Consider the following 26,899-nt stretch of genomic DNA (forward strand, 5'->3'; position numbering starts at 1 on the left):
ACGATACTATTTTAACAAATAAAGCCAAACATTAACAGCATTGAAAAGTAATCGACAAAATGAAAGCGTTTTAATTTTTTAAAATTTACAACAAGCTGTGCTATGACAGGGAAATTATGCTATGATAAGACGGAATGTTATCTTGATACAAGTGGGTTAGCAGAGATGTAATTGATTAATGAAGGAGTTTTTATCATGAAGCGACATGATGCACGTCAAAAAGCATTGCAGGTGCTATTTCAGTTAGATAGTACGGAGCTGCCAATTGAAGAAGCGATCGGGCATGTTCTAGAAGAACAGTCATCCAATGCTTTTTTTGAGCAATTGGTGCGTGGGACTGCGGAGCAAAAAGAAAAAATTGATGCAGCGCTTAGCGACAAACTAGAAAATTGGACATTAAATCGTCTACCGAAAATTGAACGAACAGTATTACGCTTAGCCGTTTATGAATTGTTATTTATGCCAGATACACCAAACCGAGTTGTACTAAATGAAGCGATTGAATTGTGTAAAGTATTTGGCGATGATAAATCAAGCAAATTTGTAAATGGCGTGCTTTCGAAATTTACAGAACAAGCATAGTGAATTGGGAGGAACTGTAGTATGTCAAGTGCAATTATAAATGGAAAAGAAATTGGTCAAGAAATTAGAAGCTCTGTAGCAAAACAAGTGGAGGAACTAAAAGCAAAAGGTATCACACCTGGTTTAGCTGTTGTATTGGTTGGAGATAATCCTGCTTCTAAAACATATGTAGCAAATAAACAAAAATCTTGTGAAGCAATCGGTATGTATTCAGAGCTAATTGCTTTGCCAGAATCAATCTCAGAGCAAGAGTTACTTGAACATATTCGCCAATTAAACGAGCGCAATGATATTCATGGCATTCTTGTGCAGCTACCATTACCAAAGCACATTAATGAAGATTCAGTTATTGCGACAATTTCTCCTAATAAAGATGTTGATGGCTTTGCGCCAGTTAGCGTAGGAAAAATGATGCTTGGGCAAGAAACTTATTTACCTTGTACGCCTTATGGAGTAATGAAACTATTGGAATTTAGCGGAATCGATGTGGCGGGTAAGCATGCCGTTATCGTAGGACGTAGCCATATTGTAGGAAAGCCAATGGGGCAACTGTTACTACAAAAGGATGCAACTGTTACGTATACACATTCTAAAACACCAGATTTAGCATCATTCACAAAGCAGGCTGATATTCTAATCGCTGCAGTAGGGCGTGCCAACTTTATTACTGCAGAGCATGTGAAGGAGGGCGCGGTTGTTATTGATGTAGGTATTAATCGTGATGAGGACAATCATTTATGCGGCGATGTTGATTTTGCTGCAGTAGATGGTATAGCCTCACATATTACACCAGTACCTGGTGGTGTTGGCCCTATGACAATTACGATGCTTTTAGCAAACACAGTACAAGCAGCAGCAAAAACATTGTAAAGTTAAATTTAAAATCTTCAATGAAGAATGAGAAGGAGTTGTCTAACAGCATTTGAGACAGCTCCTTTGCGCCGCGAATAGTAGCAATTTATATAACTTTAGAGGAAACCCTTGCTATTCGAATATGTAATCTACAAGCTTTGGCTGGCTAGAAAGCGGGCTCCTTTCTAGACAGCCCCATTTTTTGCATGTTTCGCGATTAACTACACAAGGTAAATGAATAAATAAGAAAGGGGAGATGTAAGTTTGGGCAACTCTTCTTATTTAACTGTTAAAGCATTGACTAAATATATTAAAAGAAAATTTGATGCAGACCCCCATTTACGTGAAGTATATGTAAAGGGGGAACTATCGAATGTGAAAGTTCATAGCTCTGGCCATATTTATTTTACATTGAAAGACGATGCGGCACGCATTCAAGCAACAATGTTTCGCGCTGCAGCAACAAAGCTAGCCTTTAAGCCCGAGGAAGGGATGATGGTTTATATTCGTGGTGATGTTAACGTCTATGAAACAGCGGGTGTTTACCAGCTCTATGTACAAACAATGGAACCAGACGGTGTTGGCGGTTTATTTATTGCGTTCCAACAACTGAAAGATACCTTGCAAAAAGAGGGCTTGTTTAATCCAAATTTTAAACAGCCTTTACCGCCCTTCCCAAAAACCGTTGGGGTTGTGACAGCAACAACTGGTGCAGCAATTCGCGATATTTGTACGACGCTCGGACGACGTTATCCACAGGCGGAAATTTGTATTTACCCAACCCTTGTGCAAGGTGCTGGTGCGGCCGCAAGTATTGCCAGCAATATTAGATTGGCAAATAAACTAGCGCAATGTGATATTTTAATTGTTGGGCGGGGTGGTGGCTCGATTGAGGATTTGTGGGCTTTTAATGAAGAAATTGTAGCGCGGGCTATTTTCGAAAGCCGAATTCCCATTATTAGCGCTGTTGGACATGAAACAGACACAACGATTGCGGATTTTGTAGCAGATTTACGTGCGCCGACACCAACGGCAGCAGCTGAGCTTGCTGTACCGAACCAACATGAGCTTAAGGAACGCATTGTAGCGAATGTAGCTAGACTGCAACATATGGTGACAGCGCAACTTCGTTTTGAAAGAAATCGTCTACAGAAATATCAGCAATCATATCCGCTTGCAACACCTGAAAAATTGTATCGACCTTTTATTGAGCGTTTGACACATAACGATATGAAGCTACAGCAAGCAATGCATGTATATATGTTGAAAAAACGCAATGAGGCAGAGAAAGTTTTTACTAAAATGCAGCTTTCTTCACCACAAAATGCCCTACAAATAGAGCAGCAGAAATTAGTGCAACTGAAAGTGGAGCTTAGTCGCACAATGCAGCTCAGATTAAGTAATGAAAAATCAAAATTGCATGCGGCGATTCGAACACTTGCAGCGTTAAATCCTTTAGCCATTATGGAAAAAGGCTTTAATGTGACGTATCGGGAGGCGCAATTTATTCAGCATGCAGCCCAATTAACAGTTGATGATATGATTGAAATTCATTACCAAGATGGGATTGTGCATGCGAAGGTGACAAACGTCGAACTAGAAAAAGGGGGAATGACGGATGGATAATTTAACATTTGCACAAGCAATGACTGAATTGGAAGAAATTGTACGAAAATTGGAGCAAGGCGAAGTGCCCCTTGAGGAAGCCATTGATTTATATAAAAAGGGTATGGAATATTCCAAGTTTTGTAATGATAAATTGCAGCATGCAGAACAACAGCTAATATCAATCGTTGATGAAAATGGCAATAAACAGCCATTTCAAACGGGAAATGGAGAGAATTAATTGATGCCATTAACAACATTTATTGAAACGCATACACCAGCTATTGAGAACAGAATGTATGATTTAGTTGGGGAAATTGTTGCACCTGCACAATTAAAGGAATCGATGCTTTATTCATTAAAAGCGGGTGGAAAAAGAATTCGTCCATTATTTGTTGCTGCGGTTTGCGATTATTTTAAAACAGACTTTGTCCCTGCTTATACAGTCGGCTCATGTGTTGAAATGATTCATACATATTCGCTCATTCATGATGATTTACCGTGTATGGATGATGATGATATGCGCAGAGGCAAACCAACGAACCATATCGTTTATGGGGAAGCATTAGCAACGCTTGCTGGCGATGCATTGAATACTTTAAGCTTCGGAATTTTAGCACGCATGCCAGTTGCAAATGACGTGAAAGTTGAACTAATCGATTTACTAAGTGTGGCTGCAGGAGCAGAAGGCATGGTTGGCGGTCAAGTGTTGGATATGGATGGCGAAAAACGTCAATTAAATTTACAAGAGCTTGAGCAAGTGCATATGAATAAAACGGGTGCACTACTGCGCTTTAGCATTGAATCGGGAGCTGTTTTATCAGGTGCTACAGCAGAAGAACGCGCAGCGCTAGTAGAGTACGCACATCACATTGGCTTAGCATTCCAAATTCAGGATGATATTTTAGATATTGAAGGTACGACAGAGCAGCTTGGCAAAACAGCAGGAAAAGATATTGCAAGCGAGAAAAGCACGTACCCAGCATTGCTTACTTTAGAAGGAGCAAAGGAAAAATTAAACGACCATTTTGTTTTGGCGCTTGCCGCATTAAATCGTTTATCTGGAGACAGCAGTGTACTGCGAGATTTGGCTACCTATATTGTGAAACGTAATAAATAGTACAATGAAGCTTTAACTTGATACAGCAAATTATTTAGTACCGGTAGCAATGCGACAGGTATAGAAGTTCCCCACTTCTATAAATGGCGGGATGAAGATACGAAAAGTAATTGATGTAGAGGAAATATTGAAACAGAGAACATATTTTCAATATTAGTTAGCATTCATTGACAGATACTAGCTGTTTTTCTAGTTTTCAAGGAAACAACTGCTTATTGTATTATGACAGAAAGAGTTGTTTCATAGGAAAAACAGCATATTTTATGACATGGACAGAGGACGCTGTTATAATAGAGAAATCACAATACGGTGAATATATAAATGTAAAGGTGTGTGAATGAGGTGGATTTAACTAAAATAACTAATCCATCCTTTTTGAAAAAATTAAATCAGCAGCAGCTTGAGGCATTAGCTTCAGATATTCGCTCATTTTTAATAGAAAAATGCTCCGTAACAGGAGGGCATATTGGGCCGAATTTAGGTGTTGTAGAACTAACAATTGCGTTGCATAAAACGTTTAATAGCCCGAAAGATAAATTTTTATGGGATGTGGGGCATCAAGCTTACGTTCATAAAATATTAACAGGACGTGCTGGAGAGTTTGATACATTACGCCAATTTAAAGGTTTATGTGGATTCCCAAAACGTGTTGAAAGCGAACATGATGAGTGGGAAACAGGGCATAGTTCAACATCTTTATCAGCCGCGATGGGTATGGCTGCTGCGCGAGATATTAAAAAGGATAATAACTATGTCATTCCAATTATTGGTGATGGTGCTTTAACAGGTGGTATGGCACTAGAGGCGTTGAATCATATCGGTCATGAAAAAACGAATATGATTGTTATTTTAAATGATAATGAAATGTCGATTGCTCCAAATGTTGGTGCACTGCATAATGTGTTAGGTCGATTACGTACAGCGAAGGAATATTCAAAAGCAAAAGAAGAGCTAGAGACTTTAATGAATAAAATTCCAGTTGTCGGTGGCAAGCTAGCACAAACTGCAGAAAAAGTGAAAGATAGCTTAAAATACTTAGTAGTGTCAGGCGTCTTTTTCGAGGAGCTAGGCTTTAAGTATTTAGGGCCGATTGATGGGCATGATTTTGAGGCACTTGAAAAAACATTAGATTATGCGAAAAAAGTAAATGGCCCTGTATTAGTGCATGTTATTACGAAAAAGGGTAAAGGCTATAAGCCGGCAGAAGATGATACCGTTGGTACATGGCATGGAACAGGTCCATATAAAATGGAAACAGGGGCTTTTGTAAAATCTACTACAACAGGTCCTGCATGGAGTAGCTTAATTGCGGAATCTGTGCGCAAATGTATGAAGGAAGATGAACGTATTGTAACGATTACGCCGGCGATGCCTGTTGGCTCCAAATTAGAAGGTATTCAACGTGATTTCCCGCAACGCTTCTTTGATGTAGGGATTGCTGAACAGCATGCAGCAACGATGGCAGCAGGCCTTGCAACGCAAGAAATGAAGCCGTTTTTAGCTATTTACTCAACGTTTTTACAGCGCGCCTATGACCAAGTGTTGCATGATATTGCAAGGCCAAACTTAAATGTCTTTATAGGCATTGACCGTGCTGGTTTAGTTGGAGCAGATGGTGAAACGCATCAAGGTGTCTTTGATATTGCCTTTTTACGTCATATCCCGAACATCGTACTAATGATGCCGAAGGATGAAAATGAAGGGCAACATATGGTAAAAACGGCGCTTGAATATAATGATGGTCCAATTGCGCTACGTTATCCACGTGGCAATGGCATTGGTGTAGTGCTCGATGAGGAAATGGTAGCGATTCCAATTGGCACATGGGAAGTGCTACGTGAAGGAACGGATGCAGCAATTTTAACATTCGGTACAACAATCCCAATGGCGTTTGAAGCGGCAGAGGCGATGCAGCAAAAAGGAATTAGCGTGAAAATTATCAATGCACGTTTTATTAAGCCATTGGATACGGCGATTTTGCATAAGTTAATGCAAGAAAATATGCCAATATTAACAATTGAGGAAGCTGTATTGCAAGGTGGCTTCGGTAGCGCTGTTTTAGAATTTGCTGCTGAGCATCAGTACAATACATTTATTGACCGCATCGGTATACCTGATGAATTTATTGAGCATGGCAATGTAGATGAATTATTAGCTGAAATACATGTGACAGCAGAGGAAGCGGTTCGTCGTTTGCAAAAGCTTGTTCAATTAAAGCAGCAAGAGGATTTAAAAACGGTATGACGAAGCAACCGAAAGAGCGTGTAGATATTTTATTAGTGGAGCGTGGGCTTTGTGAAACACGTGAAAAAGCAAAGCGCTCCATTATGGCAGGACTTGTTTATTCAAACGAGGAACGCATTGATAAAGCAGGAGAAAAAATTGCTACTGATGCGCCGCTACAAGTGAAAGGCTCACAGCTAAAATATGTGAGTAGAGGTGGTTTGAAGCTTGAAAAAGCCCTCGAAATATTTGAAATGTCAGTTGAAGGCAAATTAATGCTGGATATCGGCTCATCCACAGGTGGCTTTACGGACTGTGCGCTGCAAAACGGCGCACGTCATTGCTATGCTCTAGATGTAGGTTCAAACCAATTAGCGTGGAAAATCCGTTCTGATGAGCGTGTAACAGTAATGGAAAAAACCAATTTTCGCTATACAAAGCCGGAAGATTTAACCGAAGGATTACCTGATTTTGCGACAATAGATGTATCCTTTATTTCCTTGTCACTTATTTTGCCTGTACTGAAAACGGTATTATTACCTGGTGGTGATGTAATGGCATTAGTCAAGCCTCAATTTGAGGCTGGGAAAGAAAATGTCGGTAAAAAGGGCATTGTACGTGATCCGAAAATTCATTTAGAGGTGCTTCAAAACACCGCTATTATGGCAACGGAACTCGGTTTTGTTGTGAAGGATGCGTCCTATTCACCAATAACAGGTGGCGAAGGGAATATTGAATTTTTATTCCATCTCGCTAATCCGAAAGAGGGGGAAACGATTGCTCCATTTGTTCATTTTGAGCAAATTGTGGAGCAAGCGCATCGCGAATTAAAGGTTAAATAAAAGCATCACATTTTCATCTTGCTAATAGGGGTTAAAATTTAAAATAGGTAAAGGTGCCAATATGCTCACGCATAATTGATTTGCCAATGCCTATTTTTCTTGTGCTTTTATGAATGAAATGGTAGTGTTATTAATACAAATACATAATTATTCATAAGAGGTGAGGGAATTGAATAAAGGTCAACGCCATATTCGAATTCGTGACATTATTACAAATAATGAAATAGAAACACAGGATGATTTAGTATTGCATTTGAAAAATGCAGGTTATAATGTCACTCAGGCAACTGTGTCGCGCGATATTAAAGAGCTTCATTTAGTAAAAGTGCCAATGCAAGATGGTCGTTATAAATATAGCCTGCCCGCAGATCAGCGCTTTAATCCAATTCAAAAGCTGCGTCGTGCGTTAGCAGATGCTTTTGTTAGCATTGATGGTGCGTCACATTTTCTAGTTGTTAAAGCATTGCCGGGAAATGCAAATGCAATCGCTTCCTTACTTGATCATTTAGATTGGGATGAGCTATTAGGAACTATTTCGGGTGATGATACAATTTTACTAATTTGTCGTACAGAGGCAGACCGAGAAGTGATTAAAGAACGTTTATTAGACATGCTATAAGAGGTGGGTTTTCTTGTTAAGAGAGCTAAGTATTCGAAACTTTGCGATTATAGATGATTTAACAGTGAGCTTTGCGGATGGGTTAACGGTTTTAACTGGTGAAACGGGTGCAGGAAAGTCCATTATCATTGATGCTGTTCATTTGCTAGCCGGTGGGCGTGGTTCCCATGAATTTATTCGCCACGGTGCTAGAAAAGCGGAGCTAGGTGGCTTATTTCATATCATGGATGACCATCACCCTGTCTTTGCAAAATTAGACGAAGCCGGAATTGAATATGAGGACGGCACAATTATTTTGCGTCGTGATATTAATGATAATGGCAAAAGCGTTTGTCGCATCAATGGCAAGCTTGTACCAACTAACGTGTTACGGGAGATTGGTGGTAGCCTTATTGATATACATGGCCAGCATGAAAATCAAGAATTAATGGATGAAAAGCAGCATATCAACTTACTGGATCATTTCGCTTATGAAGAGCTTTCGTCATTTTTAGCGGCATATAATGAGAAGTATGAGGCTTACCGTAGCTTAAAGCGTGAAGTGGCTGAGCTTAGTTTAGATGAGCAAAGAATGGCACAGCGCATTGATTTATATCAATTTCAAATGAATGAGCTAGAGGAAGCTGCATTAAAGCTCAGGGAAGAAGATGCGCTAATGGAGGAACGTTTGCGATTAATGAACTTCCATAAAATCTTTGAACGTGCAAGTATTGCCTATGAGGCGATTTCTGGAGAGCAGCATGGCTTAGATTATATAGGGAATGCGATGTCAGCGCTGGAGGATATCGTTTCATTAGATGAGCATTTTAAAGAGGCTACTGAGGCAGTGACAACGAGCTTTTATGCATTGCAGGATGCAAGCTATCAAATTAAAAATGTGCTGGACGAATTGGAATTTGATGCGGGACGTTTAAACGAAGTTGAGCAACGTTTAGCGCAATATCAAACAATGAAGCGCAAATATGGTACAACCGTTGAAGAAATTTTAGCATATTATGATAAAATAGCGGCTGAGCTAATGCAATTGATGAATCGCGATGAAACAATACAAAAAAATGAATTGCGCTTAAGTCAAATGGAGGAAGAACTTACACAGCTAGCCTCCACATTAACTGAAATACGTAAAAAGCAAGCTTTATTACTAAGTGAAGCAATTATGGAACAGTTGCGTGTATTACATATGGAAAAGGCAGAGTTTATTGTCAAATTCGAATCCCTTGAAGGATTTGATGCATATGGTAAGGATTATGTGGCATTTTACATTGCGACAAATGTTGGTGAACCACCTAAATCATTACCGAAAATTGCATCTGGTGGTGAATTGTCACGTATGATGCTTGCATTAAAGACTATTTTCTCCTCAACAAATGGTATTACATCCATTATTTTTGATGAGGTAGATACAGGTGTCAGTGGGCGTGTTGCGCAAGCAATTGCTGAAAAAATCGCAGCGATTTCCATCCATTCACAGGTGCTCTGCATTTCTCATTTACCGCAAGTGGCTGCGATGGCAGATCAGCATTATTTAATTAAAAAGCAAGTAGAGCATGACAGAACATTTACTACGGTTACAGAAATTAAAGAGCGTGCACGCATTGAGGAAGTAAGTCGTATGATGAGCGGTGCAGAAATTACCGATTTAACATTGCAGCATGCTCAAGAGCTTGTAGAAATAGCGGACGCAAGAAAACAGGCAATGCAATAACAAGTGAATTGTTTGAATAGAGGTTGTATGAAAGCAGGCTAGCGCATTTGCTTTCATACAACCTTCTCCTTTTTACCCAAGTATTAGCTTCTCCCGAATGGATAAATAAAGCAGAATTTTTATTATTTTTTAGCCCAATTTTATATAAAAGGCACAGTCAGAGGCATAGATAAGAGGCGCAATTTTTTTATCACCTAAACGACAAATATTTACCGTTCATAACTAATTAAAAGTCCGCACATAGTATCGGTAAGATAAGAAAGGAGGTGACATAAAAATGTGCCATTTGCGTAATCTTTTGTTAGTTGTTTTTTTTATTTTAATACCTATACAAGTATCAGCAAAAGAGCTAATACCTATGGGGCAATCAATTGGTATTCAGTTAAAATTACCATTTGTTTATGTATCACATGATATACTTTTACCAAATGGCGAATGGCTTAAACAAGGTGATAAGGTGCTCGCGATTGATGGAAAAGAAATCAATCAGCTTGGTCAACTTACTGAGGTTAAGGAGCAAGCAGAGCTACGTATCGAACGTGCCAATAAAGAAAAAGTTTTACAATTATCAAGTGAAGAAATAAACAATATGATGCCCTTTTTAAAAGATGAAACAGATGGCATTGGAACACTCACATTTCTTGATCCTACAACGAATGAATACGGAGCACTTGGACATCAAATTGTAGATAGTGCTCTTACAATGCCACCTCCATTTACTACTGGTGCCATTTTTTTAGCCTCCATTACCCAAGTGAAAAAAAGTGAGCCTGGTCAACCTGGCTATAAAATTTCCATTGTCAACAAAGAACAGAAGCGTTTAGGAAATGTTTTATTTAACAATGTCTACGGTGTATTTGGTGAATGGGAGCAAGGTTTACAAAAAAGTTTGCGACAACCGATTGAAATTATGCATGAATCGGAAATAAAACGTGGTGAGGCACAATTGTTAACAGCAATTGAGGGAGAAAAAGTTGAAGCTTTCACCATTACAATTGATAAAATTGATGGAGCGAATATTGTGTTTCGTGTGACAGATCCTAAATTGCTGCGCAAAACAGGTGGTATTTTGCAAGGGATGAGCGGCAGTCCAATTATTCAAAATGACCGTTTTGTAGGAGCGGTAACGCATATGTTTGTCGAACATCCTGCAAAAGGAGCAGCTTTGTCGATTGGTGAAATGCTAAAAAAATCTCCGAAATAAGGACTAAAAGACTATACCTATGCTTCGGGTATAGTCTTTTACGAATATTTCGGTTAAAATAGAAAAAGATGGCTAGAATAATTTGTGGAAAAAAGTAGCTTTTTGTCAATGCATAAGGAATATCTATAACCTCATACTTATTTTTAATACATAATAAAGGATTTTAATTAGTTATGTCGAAAACTCAAAAGCGGTGCTCCATAATCCAATCAACATGATAGTAGCAACTTTCGAGTAGAAATTAGCGAATTGATCATCTATGGGGTGAAATTATAGGGGAAACTGTGGAAATAAATTATTTAAGGGGGCTTTATGGATGTCAAAAGTAAAAATAGCAATTGCAGATGACAATCGAGATTTGTTGAAAGCGATGGAAACATATTTCACAAATCATCCTAATATCGAATTAATTGCGACTGCACAAAATGGTAAAGTATGTATTAAAATGCTAGAAGAGGAGCAACCAGATGTATTGCTGCTCGATATAATTATGCCTCATCTTGATGGCTTAGCTGTGCTAGAGACACTGTATAATGATGAGCGTTTAGCTGATATGCAAGTAATTATGCTGACTGCCTTTGGGCAAGAAGATGTGATGAAGCAAGCTGTTAATTATGGTGCTTCCTACTTTATGCTAAAGCCTTTTGAATTCGAGCAACTAGAACAAAAAATCCTGCAATGCGCGAAGCACATACCTGAGCCGACAAAGCAGCAACGCACAAGTGTATTACAGCCTAAAGAGGCAAAAAAAGTAGACCAGCGTCAGCTTGATACGACAATTACTGCAATTATTAAGGAAATTGGTGTACCTGCACATATTAAAGGCTATGTATATTTACGTGAAGCCATTCAAATGGTTTATTACGATATTGAGCTCCTAAGCTCTGTAACTAAAATTTTGTATCCAGATATCGCACAAAAATTCAATACAACGCCTTCGCGCGTAGAGCGTGCCATTCGCCATGCGATTGAAGTGGCGTGGAACAGAGGCAATTACGAATCGATTTCCGAAATGTTTGGCTACACGGTTCACCATCTAAAATCAAAGCCAACAAACTCGGAATTTATTGCAATGATTGCTGATAAAATTCGTATTGAAATTGTGGCGAGTTAAAAGTAGCGTACTAATTCTAGACCAATAAATAGTAAGTCATTAACAAAACAATAGTCGAGCATTTCAAATTAATTTTAAAATAGGTGTGGAAAAGTTTTATCTTTTCTCGCACCTTTTTTGCACTTTATTTTAACTTCTTATCTGAATATGCAAGTGGGAAAATTACTGGGGTCATGCTCGCGAAAAAGATGCTATTCTTTATGAAATTAGAATATTTCATAAAATTGCTTTTTAATATCGGATTATTTTAATAAAAGGCTAAATGTGTACTAAAGATAGAATAAAACAGTTCTAAAGACCTAACCTATTTTTTGTATTAATTTAGAGTAATTTGAGTATTTTATTTGTTTATTTTGTAGTGAAAAGCGAATAAATGCAATAAAATTAACAAAATTCTACTGAATTGAGCATTTTGGAAAACAAACTAAACAAATGCCTGTTTATTGTATATACTAAATAAGAGGGAAAGGGGGAATTTTGTGACTATTTTTACGAATGACTTTTTTGAAATGACAGAGCAAAATGGCAAGGTATTTATTCGAACGATAAAATCTGGTTTTCCTTTAAAGGACTTTGATACTATTCTAAGATCGCTACCACGTGTCAAGCTTACTAATTTTGCTGTATTGAAAAATGTATTAAGCACAGAAAATAATAATGCTATTGAAATTGGCATATGGTTACCTAGCATTGAAATTGAGGTTGCACGTGACAACATGTCTGCCTCGCTTTTTATTTATGAGACAGTGGATACGCTACGTCAAAATAGGGAACAGTTTGTAGCAGAAATTGAAAGACTTTTACAGGAAAAAAGGATTATTCATGGTATTCAACCGATTCTAATAGATGAAATAGTTCCAGCAAAAGCATATTTAATTGCACAAGGTACACCAGCAATTAAAGGTGAGGATGCGAAAACTACATATTTAGAAATACCTGAGCGCAAACCAGTTATTCGAGAAGATGGAAAAGCCGATTACTATGAGATGAACTTTATTTTTGAAATACATGAGGATAGCTGGTTAGGTGAAAAGATACCAGCACAACCGGGGATTGACGGAAAAACAATTTATGGCGAAGTAATAGCAGCAGCACCTGGGAAAGATGCCTCTTTGCGCTATGACCGCAAAGCCGCATATGAGGTGGAAGAGGACGGAAAAACAGTTCTGCGCTCTAAATATGCAGGGGCACTCGGTCAGGTGCAAGGTCAGCTAACGATTAATCACCATTTATCAGTTAATAATGATGTTGGTGTTGAAACAGGCAATATAGACTTCCAAGGCTCCTTAACAATTCGGGGGACGGTGCAAAGCGGCTTTTCCGTTATAGCGAAAGGTGATATTTCGATTGAGTCATCGGAAGGTCTATCTGGTGCAAAGCTGATTCGTTCATTAGAGGGTGATATATATATTCGCGGTGGTGTTTTTGGCTTGGGAGAAACAGAAATAGAGGCAGCAGGAAATATATATATTAAGCATGTGAACGAAGCGAATTTAAGGGCAAATGGTGATATTCATATTGGATTTTATGCATTAGGCTCAAATTTAACTGCAAATTCAATTTTATTAGATGAGCGTAAGGGAAAAATTATAGGTGGCACAGCGATAGCGAAAGATGTTATTATATCCGCTATTTCTGGCAATCACTTGGAGCGCCGCACAGAACTCATTATTAATACATTTAATAAAAAAGAGCTACAAGCGATAATTCAGGAAAAAGCGAAGTTATTAAAAAATGAGCAAGATGAAATAGTGAAGTATGAAACGCAATTACAAAGAATTTTATCAACGCAAAGTACATTAAACAGTCAGCAAGCCGCTGTTGTAGAGCAAGTTAAACAGAAAATTGCGGCATTAAAGAAATATGTATCTAACTTAGATTATGAAATAAAGGTCAATATTAATAATTTACACAATGCTGGAAAAGAAGAAATTAAAATTACGAAAGAAGCATACCCAGGTACCTATATTCAAATTGGTAAAAAATCTTCACTTTTAACAAAAATGACGAATGGTACATTTTTATTGGAATCAGGGGAGTTGAACGTATAGATGGGCATGCCAATCTACGCGCATAGAGGGGCTTCTGCGTATGAGCTTGAGAATACGATGGAGGCATTCCGAAAAGCGTTAAAGCTTGGGGCGAATGGGATTGAATTGGATGTGCAATGCTCAAAAGATGGGCAATTAATAGTTTTTCACGATAATAATATAAAGCGTTTAACAGGTATTAATCGTCTTGTGCAAGACTGTACCCTAGCAGAATTACAAAATTACCGCTTAGGTAAGCGTTTTTCACGTATTTTTTCAGCGAAACGAATGCCATTATTACAAGATGTTATTAAATGGGCACTTATTGAAAGAGTTGCCCTTAATATTGAGCTTAAAGAGTCGTTAACGAGTAATTATGATGCGCTAATTGCCTTGCTAAAAACAATTGAACTTCCTAAAAATAGTCATTTTTCATCGTTTCATGAGCAGTTACTTATTATGGTGAAAAAATATCGACCTGATATTGAAACGGCACTTTTAGTAACGAAAAAATTCGATTGGGGAAAGCTAGATAGCTTACCGCATATTGATGCCATTCATGCCCATAAAAAGTATTATAGGCGCAGTTATTTAAAAGCATGTGAATATGCAGGCAAAAGTATGCGCTTTTATAGTATAACGGGCAAGGAATCTTTTATCACGCAGCCACACCCTGTCGTTGTAGGTTGGATTACGGATTATCCGGATATTGTAAGTGAAAAAGGGGGTTAAATAAGGTGTGAAAAAGCAAATAAAAACTCGCTTTCTCACACCTTTTAAGGATTGCTAGGTATTGTACCTATGAATAGTCTAGAAAAAACCACTATTGATATATAGAATTTAGGGCTAGTTAAAAAGAATTTTTAGCTAGCCCTAAATTTATGAAAGTTCCATTTTACTTTTGCCAGCGCTCAGATACTTTTCCTTTTTTACGGTCACGGTGTAGTAAGAAGCCTGCAAAAAAGCCGAAGCCTATTAAAAATAAAGCAACGCCAATAACAAATTGAAGCCAAATCCAAGGAATTGGAGATATTAACACACCAAATAATGTATCGCGCATCAATTTTATTCCAGCAGCTGCCATTAATCCAGGAATTAGTAGCACAATAAATGCAGCCATTCGAGCCATTTTCCTACCTCCCAACTCTATCCTTCTAATTGTACAACCACCTATGAGATTGTCAAGAAAACAGGCGGAATTGTACTGTTTTCGCCATGTTCTAGCACTATTAGAATAGTTAGAAAATTCTTAATTATTATGGATTGCATAATAATTGTTGCTTAAAAGTGAATTTGAACGTATTGTAAAAATAAGCAGTGAAAATAAATGTATTTTTCATGGCGAATTTGTGAACTAATTAGAAAAAAATACATTATACGAGAAAGTAAACGCTTTCTTTTAGTTGAAAGGGGAATATGCAATGGAAATCTTTAAGTACATGGAAAAGTATGATTATGAACAACTCGTTTTTTGTCAAGACAAGGAGTCGGGCTTAAAGGCAATTATTGCAATCCATGATACGACGTTAGGACCAGCACTCGGTGGATCACGTATGTGGACGTATGCATCTGAAGAGGATGCAATTGAGGATGCGCTGCGACTAGCGCGTGGTATGACTTACAAAAATGCAGCAGCAGGCTTAAATTTAGGTGGAGGAAAAACGGTTATTATCGGCGACCCATTTAAAGATAAAAATGAGGAGATGTTCCGTGCATTAGGTCGCTTTATCCAAGGCTTAAACGGTCGTTATATTACAGCGGAAGATGTTGGGACGACAGTAACTGACATGGATTTAATTCATGAAGAAACAAATTATGTAACAGGTATTTCACCTGCATTTGGTTCATCAGGTAACCCATCTCCTGTCACTGCATATGGCGTCTACTTAGGGATTAAAGCAGCCGCGAAGGAAGCGTTTGGGGTTGATGCGCTTGAAGGGCGTACAATTGCGGTACAAGGGTTAGGAAACGTGGCGTACAAACTATGTGAGTATTTACATAAAGATGGCGCAAAATTAGTTGTTACAGATATTAATAAAGCTGCTGTTGAGCGCGTTGTAGAAGCGTTCGGTGCAACCGCAGTTGACCCAGCAGATATTTATAAACAAGATGTAGATATTTTCTCACCATGTGCATTAGGTGCTATTATTAATGATGAAACGATTCCACAACTAAAAGCAAAAGTGATTGCTGGCTCAGCGAACAATCAGCTTCAAGAGTCACGACATGGTCAAATTTTACATGAAAAAGGCATTATTTACGCACCTGATTATGTAATCAATGCTGGCGGGGTAATCAACGTAGCGGATGAACTGTACGGCTATAACCGTGAGCGTGCAATGAAGCGTGTGGAAACAATTTATGATAGCATTTCAAAAATATTAACAATTTCAAAAGAACAAGATGTACCGACATACCTAGCTGCTAATAAACTTGCAGAAGATCGTATTGCGCGTGTTGCGAAATCTCGTAGTCAGTTTTTACGCAATGAAAAAAACATTTTAAATGGTCGTTAAGCATTAAAGGCGAAAAAAGGAGGTAAAGACAATCTTTGCTTCCTTTTTTGTAAAAAGGGGGATGTTTTCATGGCACAGGAGTATGATGTTGTCATTTTAGGTGGAGGAACTGGTGGCTATGTTGCTGCAATTCGTGCAGCACAGCTCGGTTTAAAAACAGCGATTGTTGAGCAGGCAAAGCTGGGTGGTACGTGCCTACATAAAGGCTGTATCCCAAGTAAGGCATTATTAAGAAGCGCTGAAGTTTATCGTACGGCAAAGGATAGCGAATCCTTTGGTATCGAGGTTGAGGGCGTAAAGCTACAATTTGATAAAGTACAAAATCGAAAAAATACGATTATTAAAACATTGCAATCGGGTATTGAAGGCTTAATGAAAAAAGGAAAAATAGATGTTTATTATGGCACAGGTCGCATATTAGGCCCATCTATATTTTCTCCGATGCCTGGAACGATTTCTGTTGAGCTAGCTGACGGTGGCGAAAACGAAATGCTCGTACCAACAAATGTGATTATCGCAACCGGCTCAAAGCCAGCAATGTTGGAAGGGATTCCTGTTGACGGAGAGCGTATATTAAATTCTGACCATGCGCTAGAGCTTGAGGCACTGCCTTCTTCTATATTAATTGTCGGTGGTGGCGTAATAGGTATCGAATGGGCATCAATGCTTTGTGATTTCGGTGTCGATGTAACTGTTTTAGAGTACGGGGAACGAATTTTACCAACAGAGGATGCTGATATTGCCAAAGAAATGACGAAGGCGCTGACAAAGCGAGGCGTTCAAATCGTTGTCAATGCCCGCATGCAGACAGATACATTATCGGTAGGTGAGCAAGTGTCAATTGCAGCAACTTCAGGTGATAAGACAGAGACGTACAGCGCTGAAAAAATGCTAGTAAGTGTAGGGCGTACAGCGAATAGTGAAGGAATTGGCTTAGAAAACACAGAAATCGTAACAGAGCGCTCTTATATACAAGTAAATGACAACTACCAAACGAAGGAAAGTCATATTTATGCAATTGGCGATGTGATTGGTGGAATGCAGCTTGCACATGTTGCATCACACGAAGGCATCATTGCGGTAGAGCATATTGCAAGACATAAGACGACTGCAATCCATTATCCAAATGTTGCGCGTTGCATTTACTCTTACCCTGAAGCGTCAAGTGTTGGTTTAACAGAGGCACAGGCGAAGGAGCAGGGCTTTGAAGTAAAAGTGGCAAAATTCCCATTCAAAGCAATTGGCAAAGCACTTGTGCACGGGGATGCTGAAGGCTTTGTAAAAATGATTGCGGATAGCAAAACAAATGATTTATTAGGTGTCCATATGATTGGCCCACATGTGACGGATATGATTTCAGAATCTGCGCTTGCTTTATTGCTTGATGCAAGCCCTTGGGAAATCTCCCAAACGATTCACCCGCATCCGTCATTAAGTGAGATTATCGGTGAAGCTGCATTAGCAGTGGAAGGGAAAGCCATTCATTTCTAAACTAGCATGTATGCAAAAATCATAGGATATAATAATGCTATAAATCGAGATGCTTTTTTAGTTGCAAAAGCATATTGAAAATGAAGCGACGAAAGGGGATGTTCGTATGTTAAAACACGAAGACCTTGGATTAACAAATGAAGATGTACTTAAAATGTATGAGACAATGCTTTTGGCAAGACGTATTGATGAGCGTATGTGGCTATTAAACCGCGCAGGGAAAATACCTTTTGTTATCTCCTGTCAAGGACAAGAGGCAGCTCAAGTTGGAGCAGCATTTGCTTTAGATAATACAAAAGATTATATTGCGCCGTATTATCGTGATATGGGTGTTGTATTACATTTTGGAATGACGGCAAAGGATTTAATGCTCTCAGCATTTGCTAAGGCGGAAGACCCAAACTCTGGCGGTCGCCAAATGCCGGGGCATTTCGGCCAAAAGAAAAATCGTATTTTAACAGGTTCTTCCCCTGTAACGACACAGGTGCCGCACGCGGTAGGTGTAGCGCTTGCAGGGAAAATTCAAGAGAAAGACTTCATCACATTCGTTACGCTAGGAGAAGGCTCATCCAACCAGGGTGACTTCCATGAAGGAGCTAACTTTGCAGGCGTGCATAAGCTACCAGTTATTATTATGGTAGAAAATAACCAATATGCGATTTCAGTACCTGTTGAGCGCCAACTTGGCTGTGCCAAAGTGTCTGATCGCGGTATCGGCTATGGTATGCCGGGTGTTACAGTTGACGGAAAAAATCCACTTGAAGTTTATAAGGTTATTAAAGAGGCGGCAGACCGTGCAAGACGTGGGGAAGGCCCAAGCTTAATTGAAGCGGTGACATATCGCTTAACAGCACACTCCTCGGATGATGATGACCGCCAATATCGAACGGCAGAAGATATTGCAGAAGGCAAGGCAAACGACCCGTTACTACTATTTGAAAACTATTTACTTGAAATGGGTGTGGCGACAACTGAAACATTTGAGGAATTAAACGCCAAAGTAGCGGTAATTGTGAATGAAGCAACAGATTACGCGGAGGCGGCACCGTATGCGAAGCCAGAGCACGCATTGAAATATGTTTATGCTGAGGAGGGTGGCGAATAATGGCTGTTATTTCTTATATTGATGCAATCAATTTAGCAATGAAGGAAGAAATGGAACGCGACGAGCGTGTTTTCGTTCTAGGGGAAGACGTTGGACGAAAGGGTGGCGTATTTAAAGCAACAACAGGGCTTTACAATCAATTTGGGGAGTACCGTGTTTTAGATACACCTTTAGCAGAAAGTGCCATTGCTGGTGTAGCAATTGGAGCAGCAATGTATGGGATGCGTCCAATCGCAGAAATGCAATTTGCTGATTTCATTATGCCTGCTGTGAACCAAATTGTTTCCGAGGCAGCCAAAATTCGTTATCGCTCAAACAACGATTGGTCATGCCCACTCGTTGTGCGTGCACCATTTGGTGGCGGCATACACGGAGCACTTTATCATTCTCAGTCGGTAGAAGCGATGTTCGCCAATACACCAGGCTTAAAAATCGTTATCCCATCTACACCTTACGATGCGAAAGGTTTATTAAAGGCTGCGATTCGCGATGAGGATCCTGTGCTATTTTTCGAGCATAAGCGTGCTTATCGTTTAATTAAAGGGGAAGTGCCGACAGATGATTATACATTACCTATCGGAAAAGCTGATGTGAAGCGCGAAGGTGACGATATCACAGTAATCACTTACGGCTTAGCTGTTCATTTTGCATTGCAGGCGGCAGAGCGCTTGGCAGCAGACGGTATCGAAGCGCATATTTTAGATTTGCGCACGGTCTATCCATTAGACAAGGAAGCGATTATTGAAGCGGCAAGTAAAACAGGTAAAGTATTGCTTGTAACAGAAGATAATATGGAAGGCAGCATTATGAGTGAGGTATCAGCAATTATTGCGGAGCATTGCTTATTTGAGCTAGACGCACCGATTAAGCGCCTTGCGGGACCAGACGTTCCAGCAATGCCTTACGCGCCGACAATGGAGAAGTTTTTCATGATTAATCCTGATAAAGTTGAGCAAGCAATGCGCGAGCTTGCTGCATTTTAAGGAGGGGTAACAATGGCTATTCAAAATATCATAATGCCTCAGTTAGGTGAAAGTGTAACGGAGGGAACAATCGAGCGCTGGCTTGTAAAGCCTGGTGATAAAGTGAATAAGTACGATCCATTAGCAGAAGTGAATACTGACAAAGTAAATGCAGAAATTCCATCCTCATTTGCTGGTATCGTCGGCGAGTTAATTGCCAATGAGGGAGAAACATTACCTGTTGGTGCAATTGTTTGTACAATTGAAGTCGAAGGTGAGGTGGCTGCCCCACCAGCAGAAAAAGCATCGAATGTTAGCTCGGCTATTTTAAATGCCGGTGTGCAGCATAAGGAGGAGCCACAAGCGCAAGCAAAGCCTGCCGCACAGCAGGAGGAAAAGGCACCGCGTGATAAAGCACGCTATTCACCTGCCGTATTAACATTAGCGGCGGAGCATAATATTGATTTATCATTAGTGACAGGCAGCGGTGTAGGCGGACGCATTACACGTAAAGATTTACAGGCAATTATTGCGTCAGGTCAAATTCCAACTGCGCCAGCGCAAACGGAAGTAGCATCAGCACCATCAGCGGAGCAAGCACCTGCCCAGCAACAAGTACAAGCCTCAGCAGCACCAGCGGTTCCAACGGCTGCTGGCGATGTAGAAATTCCTGTGACGGCAGTGCGTCGTGCTATTGCAAACAATATGCTACGTAGTAAGCACGAAGCACCACACGCTTGGATGATGATGGAGGTGGACGTGACAAATTTAGTTGCGTACCGTGATTCTATTAAAAATGAATTCAAGCGCAATGAGGGCTTTAATTTAACGTATTTTGCCTTCTTTATGAAAGCAGTGAGCCAAGCGTTGAAGGAATTCCCGATGATGAATTCAATGTGGGCTGGCGATAAAATCATCCAGAAAAAAGATATCAATTTATCAATTGCTGTTGCAACAGAGGATGCTTTATTCGTACCGGTTATTAAAAATGTCGATGAAAAGTCGGTTAAAGGAATCGCGCGTGAAATTCACGAATTGTCTCAGCTAGTGCGTACAGGTAAGCTGCGCTCTGAGCATATGCAAGGCGGTACATTTACAGTTAATAACACAGGCTCATTCGGCTCAGTTCAATCAATGGGGATTATTAATTATCCGCAGGCAGCGATTTTGCAAGTGGAAGCAATTGTCAAGCGCCCTGTGATTATGGATGGAAATATGTTCGCTGCTCGTGATATGGTGAATTTATGTTTATCATTAGATCACCGAGTTTTAGATGGGCTTGTTTGCGGAAAATTTCTGAATAGAGTAAAAGAAATACTCGAAAATGTTAATAAAGAGACGATGTCAGTCTACTGACATCTGCTAGAAAGCCCGCCAGAGCGGGCTTTCTTTGATTTTTCCTCTTTCTTGTCAGGTATTTCTCATGTAATATATAAAGTAGTAAAAGATAAAGGGGGAAGCTGATAAGCGATCATATGACAATAAATATGAAAGATATTCAGTTTGCATCAGCTAGCTATGAACAATGGCAGGAGCAGGCAATAAAGGCGCTGAAGGGCAAGCCGTTTGAATCTTTATTCACTAAAACAGTGGAAGGCATTACACTGGAGCCAATTTATACAGGGGCAACATTAATTGAAAAATTAGGGGACCAGCTAGAAAAACAAGTTGCTACAATTCGCACAATGAAGGTCGCTGATACATTTGAAATTGCCCAACAAATATATGGGGATACGCCGGAGCAATTTTTAGCGAACTTACAAGAAAGCTTAGCGCGAGGAAATGAAGTACTAACAATTGATAGTCGTGTATCCTTCTCATGGGATGATGCCATTTTAGCGAGCTTAGCAGATTTTATTACAGAATATACTTTTAAGTTCATCGTACAAAACAGCAATGACCCATTATTAAATGTATTCAAAAAAATTGCGGAAGAGAAAAAGCAAAATGTAACAGGCTTTATTATTTCGGAGGAAGCGTTTGCATTACCTAATTTTCCAAATATCCGCACAATGCATAGCAATACAGTGAAATATCATAATGAAGGAGCAAATGCTGTACAGGAGCTAGCTATTGCACTTGCCGAGGCAAGTCATTTGGCAAAGCAGGTAGATAGCTATGAGGCATTTGCACAGAAGTTCTTTGTTAGCTTTGCGATTGACACGCAGTTCTTTATGGAAATTGCAAAAATCCGGGCATTTAAAGTGCTTTGGAAAGCGTTTTCCAAGGGGGTAGGTCATGAGGCAGTTGCAGTGCCAATCATTGCTGAAACTTCTGTTCGTAGCTTTTCGAAACTGGATGTTTACGTCAACTTACTGCGCGCAGGCAATGAGGCATTTGCTGGTATAATCGGCGGTGTGGACGTCTTCACAGTACATCCACACGACGTTTTAACAAAGCCAACGGAGCAATCGATTCGCATAGCGCGTAATATACTTCTTGTAGCCGCTGAAGAGTCGCATGTTTTAAATGTGGTCGATCCGTCAGGTGGCTCATACTTTATTGAAGCATTAACAGCCGATTTAGTGAAAGAAGCGTGGCAGCTATTTTTACAAATTGAAGAAGCTGGAGGGCTAGATGCATATCCAATCGAAAAGCAGATTGAGGAAGTGTATAAGACGCGTATTCAGCAAATAGAAACGCGTAAGGTGTCTTTAATTGGGACAAATATTTATGCTAATCCTGCTGATGAAGTCGGTACTGAGGATAATGAGCAATTTGCACATGTAAAGCGACTAGCGATTCCATTTGAAAAAGTACGTGCAAACTATGCGCAATGTAATGCAAAAATGGCGGTTTTAACATTTGGTGAATTGAAAAACTTTAAAGCGCGAGCGGATTTTGTCGCAGGCTTTTTAGCAACTGCGGGTGTGACGATGGCACAGTCGGATGCGATTGCGACAATTGAAGAAGCGAAGCGCTGGCTAGCCACTGCTGATTATGACTATATCGTTGTAGCAGCAACAGATGAGGATACATTACAATTAGTGCCCGCTTTATTACAAGTAAAGCAGGACAAGCAGCTACTAGATGTTGCAGGTAAATTTAAAGAGCAAGAGCAGGAATGGCTAGCTGCTGGATTAAATGGCTTTATTTTTGCTGGTCAAAACATTACGGAAAAGCTAAATGCAGTGATGGCAAGCTTAAAGGAGGTACAAAGATGAATGCGAACTTTCAGGGGATTGTCATCGAGGATGTACTAGCTGGAGAAGGGCTACAAGCTACAAGTACATTTATGACAAATGAAGGCATCGAAGTGAAAAATGTTTATACGAAAAAAGATGTTGAAGACGCTAAGCATTTACAAGATGTAGCAGGCATCGCCCCGAATACAAGGGGACCATATCCGACAATGTATGTTGCGCGTCCATGGACAGTACGTCAATATGCGGGTTTCTCAACAGCGGAAGAATCAAATGCTTTTTACCGACGCAATTTAGCGATGGGGCAAAAAGGGCTATCAGTTGCCTTCGATTTAGCAACACATCGCGGCTACGATTCTGACCATCCCCGCGTAACAGGTGATGTTGGAAAAGCGGGTGTAGCTATTGACTCTGTAGAGGACGCCAAAATTTTATTTGACGGCATTCCACTAGACCAAATGTCGGTATCGATGACGATGAACGGAGCGGTGTTACCTGTATTAGCGTTTTATATCGTGGCAGCGGAGGAGCAGGGCGTTAAGCCGGAGCAGCTTGCAGGGACGATTCAGAATGATATTTTAAAGGAATATATGGTGCGTAATACGTATATTTACCCGCCAGCAATGTCAATGAAAATTATCGCTGATATTTTTGAATACACGGCGAAATTTATGCCGAAATTCAATTCGATTTCCATTTCGGGCTACCATATTCAAGAAGCTGGAGCAACAAATGATATCGAGCTTGCTTACACTTTGGCTGATGGCTTGGAATATGTGCGCACAGGCTTAAAGGCAGGAATTGATATTGACGCCTTTGCCCCGCGCCTCTCCTTCTTCTGGGCGATTGGCATGAACTATTATATGGAAATTGCAAAAATGCGTGCAGCACGTCGAATTTGGGCACAAATGATGTCAACATTTAATCCGAAAAATGAGAAATCATTAGCATTAAGAACGCATTCACAAACATCTGGCTGGTCATTAACAGAGCAAGACCCATTCAACAATGTGACGCGTACTTTAATCGAAGCAAACGCAGCAGCTATGGGACATACACAATCATTGCACACCAATGCACTAGATGAGGCCATTGCTTTACCGACTGATTTTTCGGCACGTATCGCGCGTAATACACAGCTATTTTTACAGGAAGAAACGGGTATGACAAAAGTGATTGACCCATGGGGTGGCTCATACTATGTAGAGAAGCTAACAGAAGAATTGACAGAAAAAGCATGGGCTTTAATTGAGGAAATTGAAGAGCTTGGAGGTATGGCGAAAGCAATCGACACAGGCTTACCAAAAATGAAGGTAGAGGAGGCTGCTGCAAAGCGTCAAGCGAAAATCGATTCGAAAACAGAAACGATTGTCGGTGTAAATAAATATCGTTTAGCAGAGGAAGAGCCAATCGATATTTTAGATATTGATAACGCTGTCGTGCGCGAGCAGCAAATTGAACGTTTAGAAAAAATGAAAGCTAATCGCAATGAAGAGGAAGTTCAAAAGCATTTAGCACGTCTGACAAAGGCGGCACAAACTGGTGAGGAAAACTTGCTAGCAGTAGCTGTGGACGCGGCGCGTGCGCGTGCATCGCTAGGTGAAATTTCAGATGCCATTGAGAAGGTATCAGGTCGTCATAAAGCGATTATCCGCTCAATCTCAGGCGTTTACTCTTCCAACTTCTCAGATGAAGAGCAAATTAATGAAGTGAAGCAAATGACGGAAGAATTCCTTGAAAACGAAGGACGCCGCCCGCGTATTTTAGTTGCAAAAATGGGGCAGGACGGACATGACCGTGGTGCAAAAGTTATCGCAACGGGCTATGCAGACTTAGGCTTTGACGTAGATATTTCACCATTATTTATGACGCCAGAAGAAACGGCTCAAATGGCTGTGGAAAACGATGTTCATTGCGTAGGTGTATCCTCGTTAGCGGCAGGTCATAAAACGCTCGTACCAGAGCTAGTAGGTGAACTGAAAAAGCTTGGACGTGAAGATATCATTGTTATTTGTGGCGGGGTTATTCCAGCACAGGATTACGAATTTTTATATGAAGCAGGTGCGGTTGCGATTTTTGGTCCAGGTACAGTAATTCCTGTTTCCGCACAAAAGATTATTGAGGAAATTTATAAACAATTAGGCTACGAGGAAGTGGCAGAGTAATGGAAAAACGCTCGGAGCAACAAAGTGCGCTATTTGTAATGGACGGTGTGAAAGGTGGTCATGACGGTATGAATTATGGCACGCCGAGAAAATTCCGTAAAAAACAACAAGATACACTTGATGTTGTTACACTGGCCGAGGAGGTGCGGGCAGGTAACCGCATTTCCCTGTCAAAAGCGATTACCCTTATTGAAAGTTCGAATGCCACACATAAACAGCAGGCGCAAAATTTATTGCAGGAGCTGCTACCATATACAGGAAGGAGCATCCGTATCGGTATTACAGGCGTCCCCGGTGCGGGGAAAAGCTCCTTTATCGAAGCTTTTGGCTCCATGCTTTGCGATATGGGGAAAAAGGTAGCTGTTTTAGCAATTGACCCAAGCTCCTCCATTTCAGGAGGCAGTATTTTAGGGGATAAAACGAGAATGGAGGAGCTTGTGCGTAAGCCAAACGCCTACGTTCGCCCGTCCCCGAGCGCTGGTACATTAGGTGGTGTTCATAAAAAAACACGAGAAACGATGCTTGTTTGTGAGGCAGCAGGCTATGACATCATTTTAATTGAAACAGTAGGGGTCGGACAAAGTGAGACGTATGTGCGCGGTATGGTTGATTTCTTCTTACTTCTTGTGCTAACAGGAGCGGGCGATGAATTGCAGGGAATGAAAAAAGGTATTATGGAGCTGGCAGATGGTATTATTGTTCATAAAAGCGATGGTGATAATATTCGCCCAGCCCGTAAAACGATGCAAGAATACAAGCAAATTTTGCATTTTTTACAGCCTGCCACACCAGGCTGGATGAGCACAGCACTCACTGTTTCCTCACACGCTAAAACAGGTCTTCAGGAAACATGGCAAATGATTGAGCAATTTCAGGAAAAGGTGCAAGCCTCTAATTATTGGTCGATACGTCGCCATGAGCAAACGCGCGATTGGTTTCATGCGATGATTATGGACCATTTGCATGATTCCTTTTATCAAAATGCAGACAATAAAATGCAAGTAAACATGCTTGAACAAGCGATTCTACAGGGGAAATTAACGGTCACACAAGGTGTCAATAAGCTCTTTGAAAAATAAACGGATACAATGAAAATCAGTTCTTTGCATATCATTAATTGTCTTGCTATGATGAGATAGTATGAAAGGAGCGAATACAATTATGAACATGGACTATGATTTATTTATGCAACAAATTACAACAACCGCTCGTGCTGAAATGGAAGCTGCGGGCTATGAGCAATTGCGTACACCTGAAGAGGTAGAGGCAGCATTTGCTCGCCCAGGTACGACATTAGTAATGGTGAACTCGGTATGTGGCTGTGCAGGCGGTATTGCACGTCCAGCAGCAACACAAGCAGTTCATTACGATAAACGTCCCGACCATTTGGTAACAGTGTTTGCCGGTCAAGATAAAGAGGCAACTGCGGCGGCTCGTTATCATTTTGGTGAAGACCATTTACCATCCTCACCATCCTTTGTACTATTAAAAGATGGACAAGTTGTAGCGGAAGTTGGACGCTATGAAATCGAAGGACATGACCCAATGTCTGTCGTATTAAACTTGCAAGGTAATTTCGAAGAATATTGTGAAGAAGTGTAAGTCAAAAGCTCACGATAAC

At 40.2% G+C, this 26,899-nt stretch carries 23 protein-coding genes; 22 read left to right on the forward strand and 1 reads right to left on the reverse strand.

All coding sequences use genetic code 11. The features are described 5' to 3' along the window. The first annotated feature begins 195 nt into the window (after nucleotides 1-195). The 13 genes from nusB to MHH70_RS01395 all read left to right on the forward strand — a co-directional run bounded on the left by nusB (nucleotide 196) and on the right by MHH70_RS01395 (nucleotide 14,628). Nucleotides 196-582 carry a transcription antitermination factor NusB gene (gene nusB, locus MHH70_RS01335; protein WP_066162702.1) on the forward strand — a complete coding sequence of 129 codons (387 nt, stop codon included), beginning with the start codon at nucleotides 196-198 and terminating at the stop codon, nucleotides 580-582. 21 nt (nucleotides 583-603) lie between these two features. Then, complete coding sequence (gene folD / locus MHH70_RS01340) at nucleotides 604-1,452, forward strand: bifunctional methylenetetrahydrofolate dehydrogenase/methenyltetrahydrofolate cyclohydrolase FolD (RefSeq protein WP_342472323.1); 849 nt, start codon at nucleotides 604-606, stop codon at nucleotides 1,450-1,452. A 246-nt stretch (nucleotides 1,453-1,698) separates the two neighbouring features. After that, entirely contained in the window at nucleotides 1,699-3,060 is a 1,362-nt protein-coding gene (gene xseA / locus MHH70_RS01345; RefSeq protein WP_066162708.1) for an exodeoxyribonuclease VII large subunit, read from the forward strand. Beyond that, nucleotides 3,053-3,280 carry an exodeoxyribonuclease VII small subunit gene (xseB, locus tag MHH70_RS01350; protein ID WP_066162712.1) on the forward strand — a complete coding sequence of 76 codons (228 nt, stop codon included), beginning with the start codon at nucleotides 3,053-3,055 and terminating at the stop codon, nucleotides 3,278-3,280. Before xseA ends, xseB begins: the two co-directional genes overlap by 8 nt. A 3-nt stretch (nucleotides 3,281-3,283) precedes the next feature. Continuing rightward, a complete protein-coding gene (locus MHH70_RS01355; protein WP_342473143.1) occupies nucleotides 3,284-4,159 on the forward strand; it encodes a polyprenyl synthetase family protein in 876 nt (291 codons plus the stop codon). Nucleotides 4,160-4,501: 342 nt separating this feature from the next. Then, entirely contained in the window at nucleotides 4,502-6,403 is a 1,902-nt protein-coding gene (gene dxs, locus MHH70_RS01360; protein ID WP_066162715.1) for a 1-deoxy-D-xylulose-5-phosphate synthase, read from the forward strand. Continuing rightward, nucleotides 6,400-7,224 carry a TlyA family RNA methyltransferase gene (locus MHH70_RS01365; protein WP_066162716.1) on the forward strand — a complete coding sequence of 275 codons (825 nt, stop codon included), beginning with the start codon at nucleotides 6,400-6,402 and terminating at the stop codon, nucleotides 7,222-7,224. Before dxs ends, MHH70_RS01365 begins: the two co-directional genes overlap by 4 nt. Nucleotides 7,225-7,393: 169 nt before the next feature. Beyond that, complete coding sequence (gene argR, locus MHH70_RS01370; RefSeq protein WP_066162719.1) at nucleotides 7,394-7,843, forward strand: transcriptional regulator ArgR; 450 nt, start codon at nucleotides 7,394-7,396, stop codon at nucleotides 7,841-7,843. A gap of 13 nt (nucleotides 7,844-7,856) precedes the next feature. After that, the gene (gene recN, locus MHH70_RS01375; protein WP_342472324.1) at nucleotides 7,857-9,548 is read left to right on the forward strand and encodes a DNA repair protein RecN; all 1,692 of its coding nucleotides are present in this window, start codon (nucleotides 7,857-7,859) and stop codon (nucleotides 9,546-9,548) included. A 277-nt stretch (nucleotides 9,549-9,825) separates the two neighbouring features. Next, entirely contained in the window at nucleotides 9,826-10,752 is a 927-nt protein-coding gene (locus tag MHH70_RS01380; protein WP_066162724.1) for a SpoIVB peptidase S55 domain-containing protein, read from the forward strand. A 316-nt stretch (nucleotides 10,753-11,068) separates the two neighbouring features. After that, entirely contained in the window at nucleotides 11,069-11,866 is a 798-nt protein-coding gene (spo0A, locus tag MHH70_RS01385) for a sporulation transcription factor Spo0A (protein ID WP_066162726.1), read from the forward strand. Between the two features lie 479 nt (nucleotides 11,867-12,345). Beyond that, nucleotides 12,346-13,917 carry a FapA family protein gene (locus tag MHH70_RS01390; RefSeq protein WP_107942832.1) on the forward strand — a complete coding sequence of 524 codons (1,572 nt, stop codon included), beginning with the start codon at nucleotides 12,346-12,348 and terminating at the stop codon, nucleotides 13,915-13,917. Beyond that, nucleotides 13,918-14,628, forward strand: a complete 711-nt coding sequence (locus MHH70_RS01395) for a glycerophosphodiester phosphodiesterase family protein (protein ID WP_066162732.1) — start codon at nucleotides 13,918-13,920, stop codon at nucleotides 14,626-14,628. 163 nt (nucleotides 14,629-14,791) lie between these two features. Here the strand turns inward: MHH70_RS01395 and MHH70_RS01400 are convergent, their stop codons facing one another. Further along, a complete protein-coding gene (locus tag MHH70_RS01400) occupies nucleotides 14,792-15,025 on the reverse strand; it encodes a DUF2627 domain-containing protein (protein ID WP_066162735.1) in 234 nt (77 codons plus the stop codon). A gap of 292 nt (nucleotides 15,026-15,317) precedes the next feature. Here MHH70_RS01400 and MHH70_RS01405 point away from each other — a divergent pair, with 292 nt between their 5' ends. The 9 genes from MHH70_RS01405 to MHH70_RS01445 all read left to right on the forward strand — a co-directional run bounded on the left by MHH70_RS01405 (nucleotide 15,318) and on the right by MHH70_RS01445 (nucleotide 26,880). Next, nucleotides 15,318-16,412, forward strand: a complete 1,095-nt coding sequence (locus MHH70_RS01405; protein ID WP_066162737.1) for a Glu/Leu/Phe/Val dehydrogenase — start codon at nucleotides 15,318-15,320, stop codon at nucleotides 16,410-16,412. A gap of 69 nt (nucleotides 16,413-16,481) precedes the next feature. Next, nucleotides 16,482-17,903 (forward strand): dihydrolipoyl dehydrogenase, encoded by a 1,422-nt coding sequence (gene lpdA, locus MHH70_RS01410; protein WP_107942830.1) that lies wholly within the window; start codon nucleotides 16,482-16,484, stop codon nucleotides 17,901-17,903. 106 nt (nucleotides 17,904-18,009) lie between these two features. Further along, the gene (locus tag MHH70_RS01415; RefSeq protein WP_066164366.1) at nucleotides 18,010-19,008 is read left to right on the forward strand and encodes a thiamine pyrophosphate-dependent dehydrogenase E1 component subunit alpha; all 999 of its coding nucleotides are present in this window, start codon (nucleotides 18,010-18,012) and stop codon (nucleotides 19,006-19,008) included. Next, the gene (locus MHH70_RS01420) at nucleotides 19,008-19,991 is read left to right on the forward strand and encodes an alpha-ketoacid dehydrogenase subunit beta (protein ID WP_066162743.1); all 984 of its coding nucleotides are present in this window, start codon (nucleotides 19,008-19,010) and stop codon (nucleotides 19,989-19,991) included. Before MHH70_RS01415 ends, MHH70_RS01420 begins: the two co-directional genes overlap by 1 nt. Nucleotides 19,992-20,003: 12 nt before the next feature. Then, nucleotides 20,004-21,326: a dihydrolipoamide acetyltransferase family protein gene (locus tag MHH70_RS01425; protein WP_342472325.1), complete on the forward strand. Its 1,323-nt coding sequence runs from the start codon at nucleotides 20,004-20,006 to the stop codon at nucleotides 21,324-21,326. 119 nt (nucleotides 21,327-21,445) lie between these two features. Continuing rightward, a complete protein-coding gene (locus tag MHH70_RS01430) occupies nucleotides 21,446-23,134 on the forward strand; it encodes a methylmalonyl-CoA mutase family protein (protein ID WP_342472326.1) in 1,689 nt (562 codons plus the stop codon). Then, nucleotides 23,131-25,278, forward strand: a complete 2,148-nt coding sequence (gene scpA / locus MHH70_RS01435; protein WP_066162753.1) for a methylmalonyl-CoA mutase — start codon at nucleotides 23,131-23,133, stop codon at nucleotides 25,276-25,278. Before MHH70_RS01430 ends, scpA begins: the two co-directional genes overlap by 4 nt. Continuing rightward, nucleotides 25,278-26,357, forward strand: a complete 1,080-nt coding sequence (gene meaB, locus MHH70_RS01440; RefSeq protein ID WP_066162756.1) for a methylmalonyl Co-A mutase-associated GTPase MeaB — start codon at nucleotides 25,278-25,280, stop codon at nucleotides 26,355-26,357. Before scpA ends, meaB begins: the two co-directional genes overlap by 1 nt. Nucleotides 26,358-26,439: 82 nt before the next feature. Continuing rightward, nucleotides 26,440-26,880, forward strand: coding sequence for a BrxA/BrxB family bacilliredoxin (locus tag MHH70_RS01445; RefSeq protein WP_066164369.1), 441 nt, complete (start codon nucleotides 26,440-26,442; stop codon nucleotides 26,878-26,880). Nucleotides 26,881-26,899: the final 19 nt, after the last annotated feature.

Source organism: Metasolibacillus sp. FSL H7-0170, assembly GCF_038593115.1.
Taxonomy (GTDB): Bacteria; Bacillota; Bacilli; order Bacillales_A; family Planococcaceae; genus Metasolibacillus; species Metasolibacillus fluoroglycofenilyticus.

Bases quoted from the DNA above. Each gene is read 5' to 3' on its own strand.
- MHH70_RS01400 (WP_066162735.1), bottom strand. From the start codon at position 15,025: ATGGCTCGAATGGCTGCATTTATTGTGCTACTAATTCCTGGATTAATG.
- folD (WP_342472323.1), top strand. From the start codon at position 604: ATGTCAAGTGCAATTATAAATGGAAAAGAAATTGGTCAAGAAATTAGA.
- MHH70_RS01355 (WP_342473143.1), top strand. From the start codon at position 3,284: ATGCCATTAACAACATTTATTGAAACGCATACACCAGCTATTGAGAAC.
- scpA (WP_066162753.1), top strand. From the start codon at position 23,131: ATGAATGCGAACTTTCAGGGGATTGTCATCGAGGATGTACTAGCTGGA.
- MHH70_RS01395 (WP_066162732.1), top strand. From the start codon at position 13,918: ATGGGCATGCCAATCTACGCGCATAGAGGGGCTTCTGCGTATGAGCTT.
- nusB (WP_066162702.1), top strand. From the start codon at position 196: ATGAAGCGACATGATGCACGTCAAAAAGCATTGCAGGTGCTATTTCAG.
- xseB (WP_066162712.1), top strand. From the start codon at position 3,053: ATGGATAATTTAACATTTGCACAAGCAATGACTGAATTGGAAGAAATT.
- meaB (WP_066162756.1), top strand. From the start codon at position 25,278: ATGGAAAAACGCTCGGAGCAACAAAGTGCGCTATTTGTAATGGACGGT.
- MHH70_RS01380 (WP_066162724.1), top strand. From the start codon at position 9,826: ATGTGCCATTTGCGTAATCTTTTGTTAGTTGTTTTTTTTATTTTAATA.
- MHH70_RS01445 (WP_066164369.1), top strand. From the start codon at position 26,440: ATGAACATGGACTATGATTTATTTATGCAACAAATTACAACAACCGCT.
- MHH70_RS01405 (WP_066162737.1), top strand. From the start codon at position 15,318: ATGGAAATCTTTAAGTACATGGAAAAGTATGATTATGAACAACTCGTT.
- MHH70_RS01425 (WP_342472325.1), top strand. From the start codon at position 20,004: ATGGCTATTCAAAATATCATAATGCCTCAGTTAGGTGAAAGTGTAACG.
- MHH70_RS01365 (WP_066162716.1), top strand. From the start codon at position 6,400: ATGACGAAGCAACCGAAAGAGCGTGTAGATATTTTATTAGTGGAGCGT.
- MHH70_RS01420 (WP_066162743.1), top strand. From the start codon at position 19,008: ATGGCTGTTATTTCTTATATTGATGCAATCAATTTAGCAATGAAGGAA.
- MHH70_RS01415 (WP_066164366.1), top strand. From the start codon at position 18,010: ATGTTAAAACACGAAGACCTTGGATTAACAAATGAAGATGTACTTAAA.
- spo0A (WP_066162726.1), top strand. From the start codon at position 11,069: ATGTCAAAAGTAAAAATAGCAATTGCAGATGACAATCGAGATTTGTTG.
- MHH70_RS01430 (WP_342472326.1), top strand. From the start codon at position 21,446: ATGACAATAAATATGAAAGATATTCAGTTTGCATCAGCTAGCTATGAA.
- lpdA (WP_107942830.1), top strand. From the start codon at position 16,482: ATGGCACAGGAGTATGATGTTGTCATTTTAGGTGGAGGAACTGGTGGC.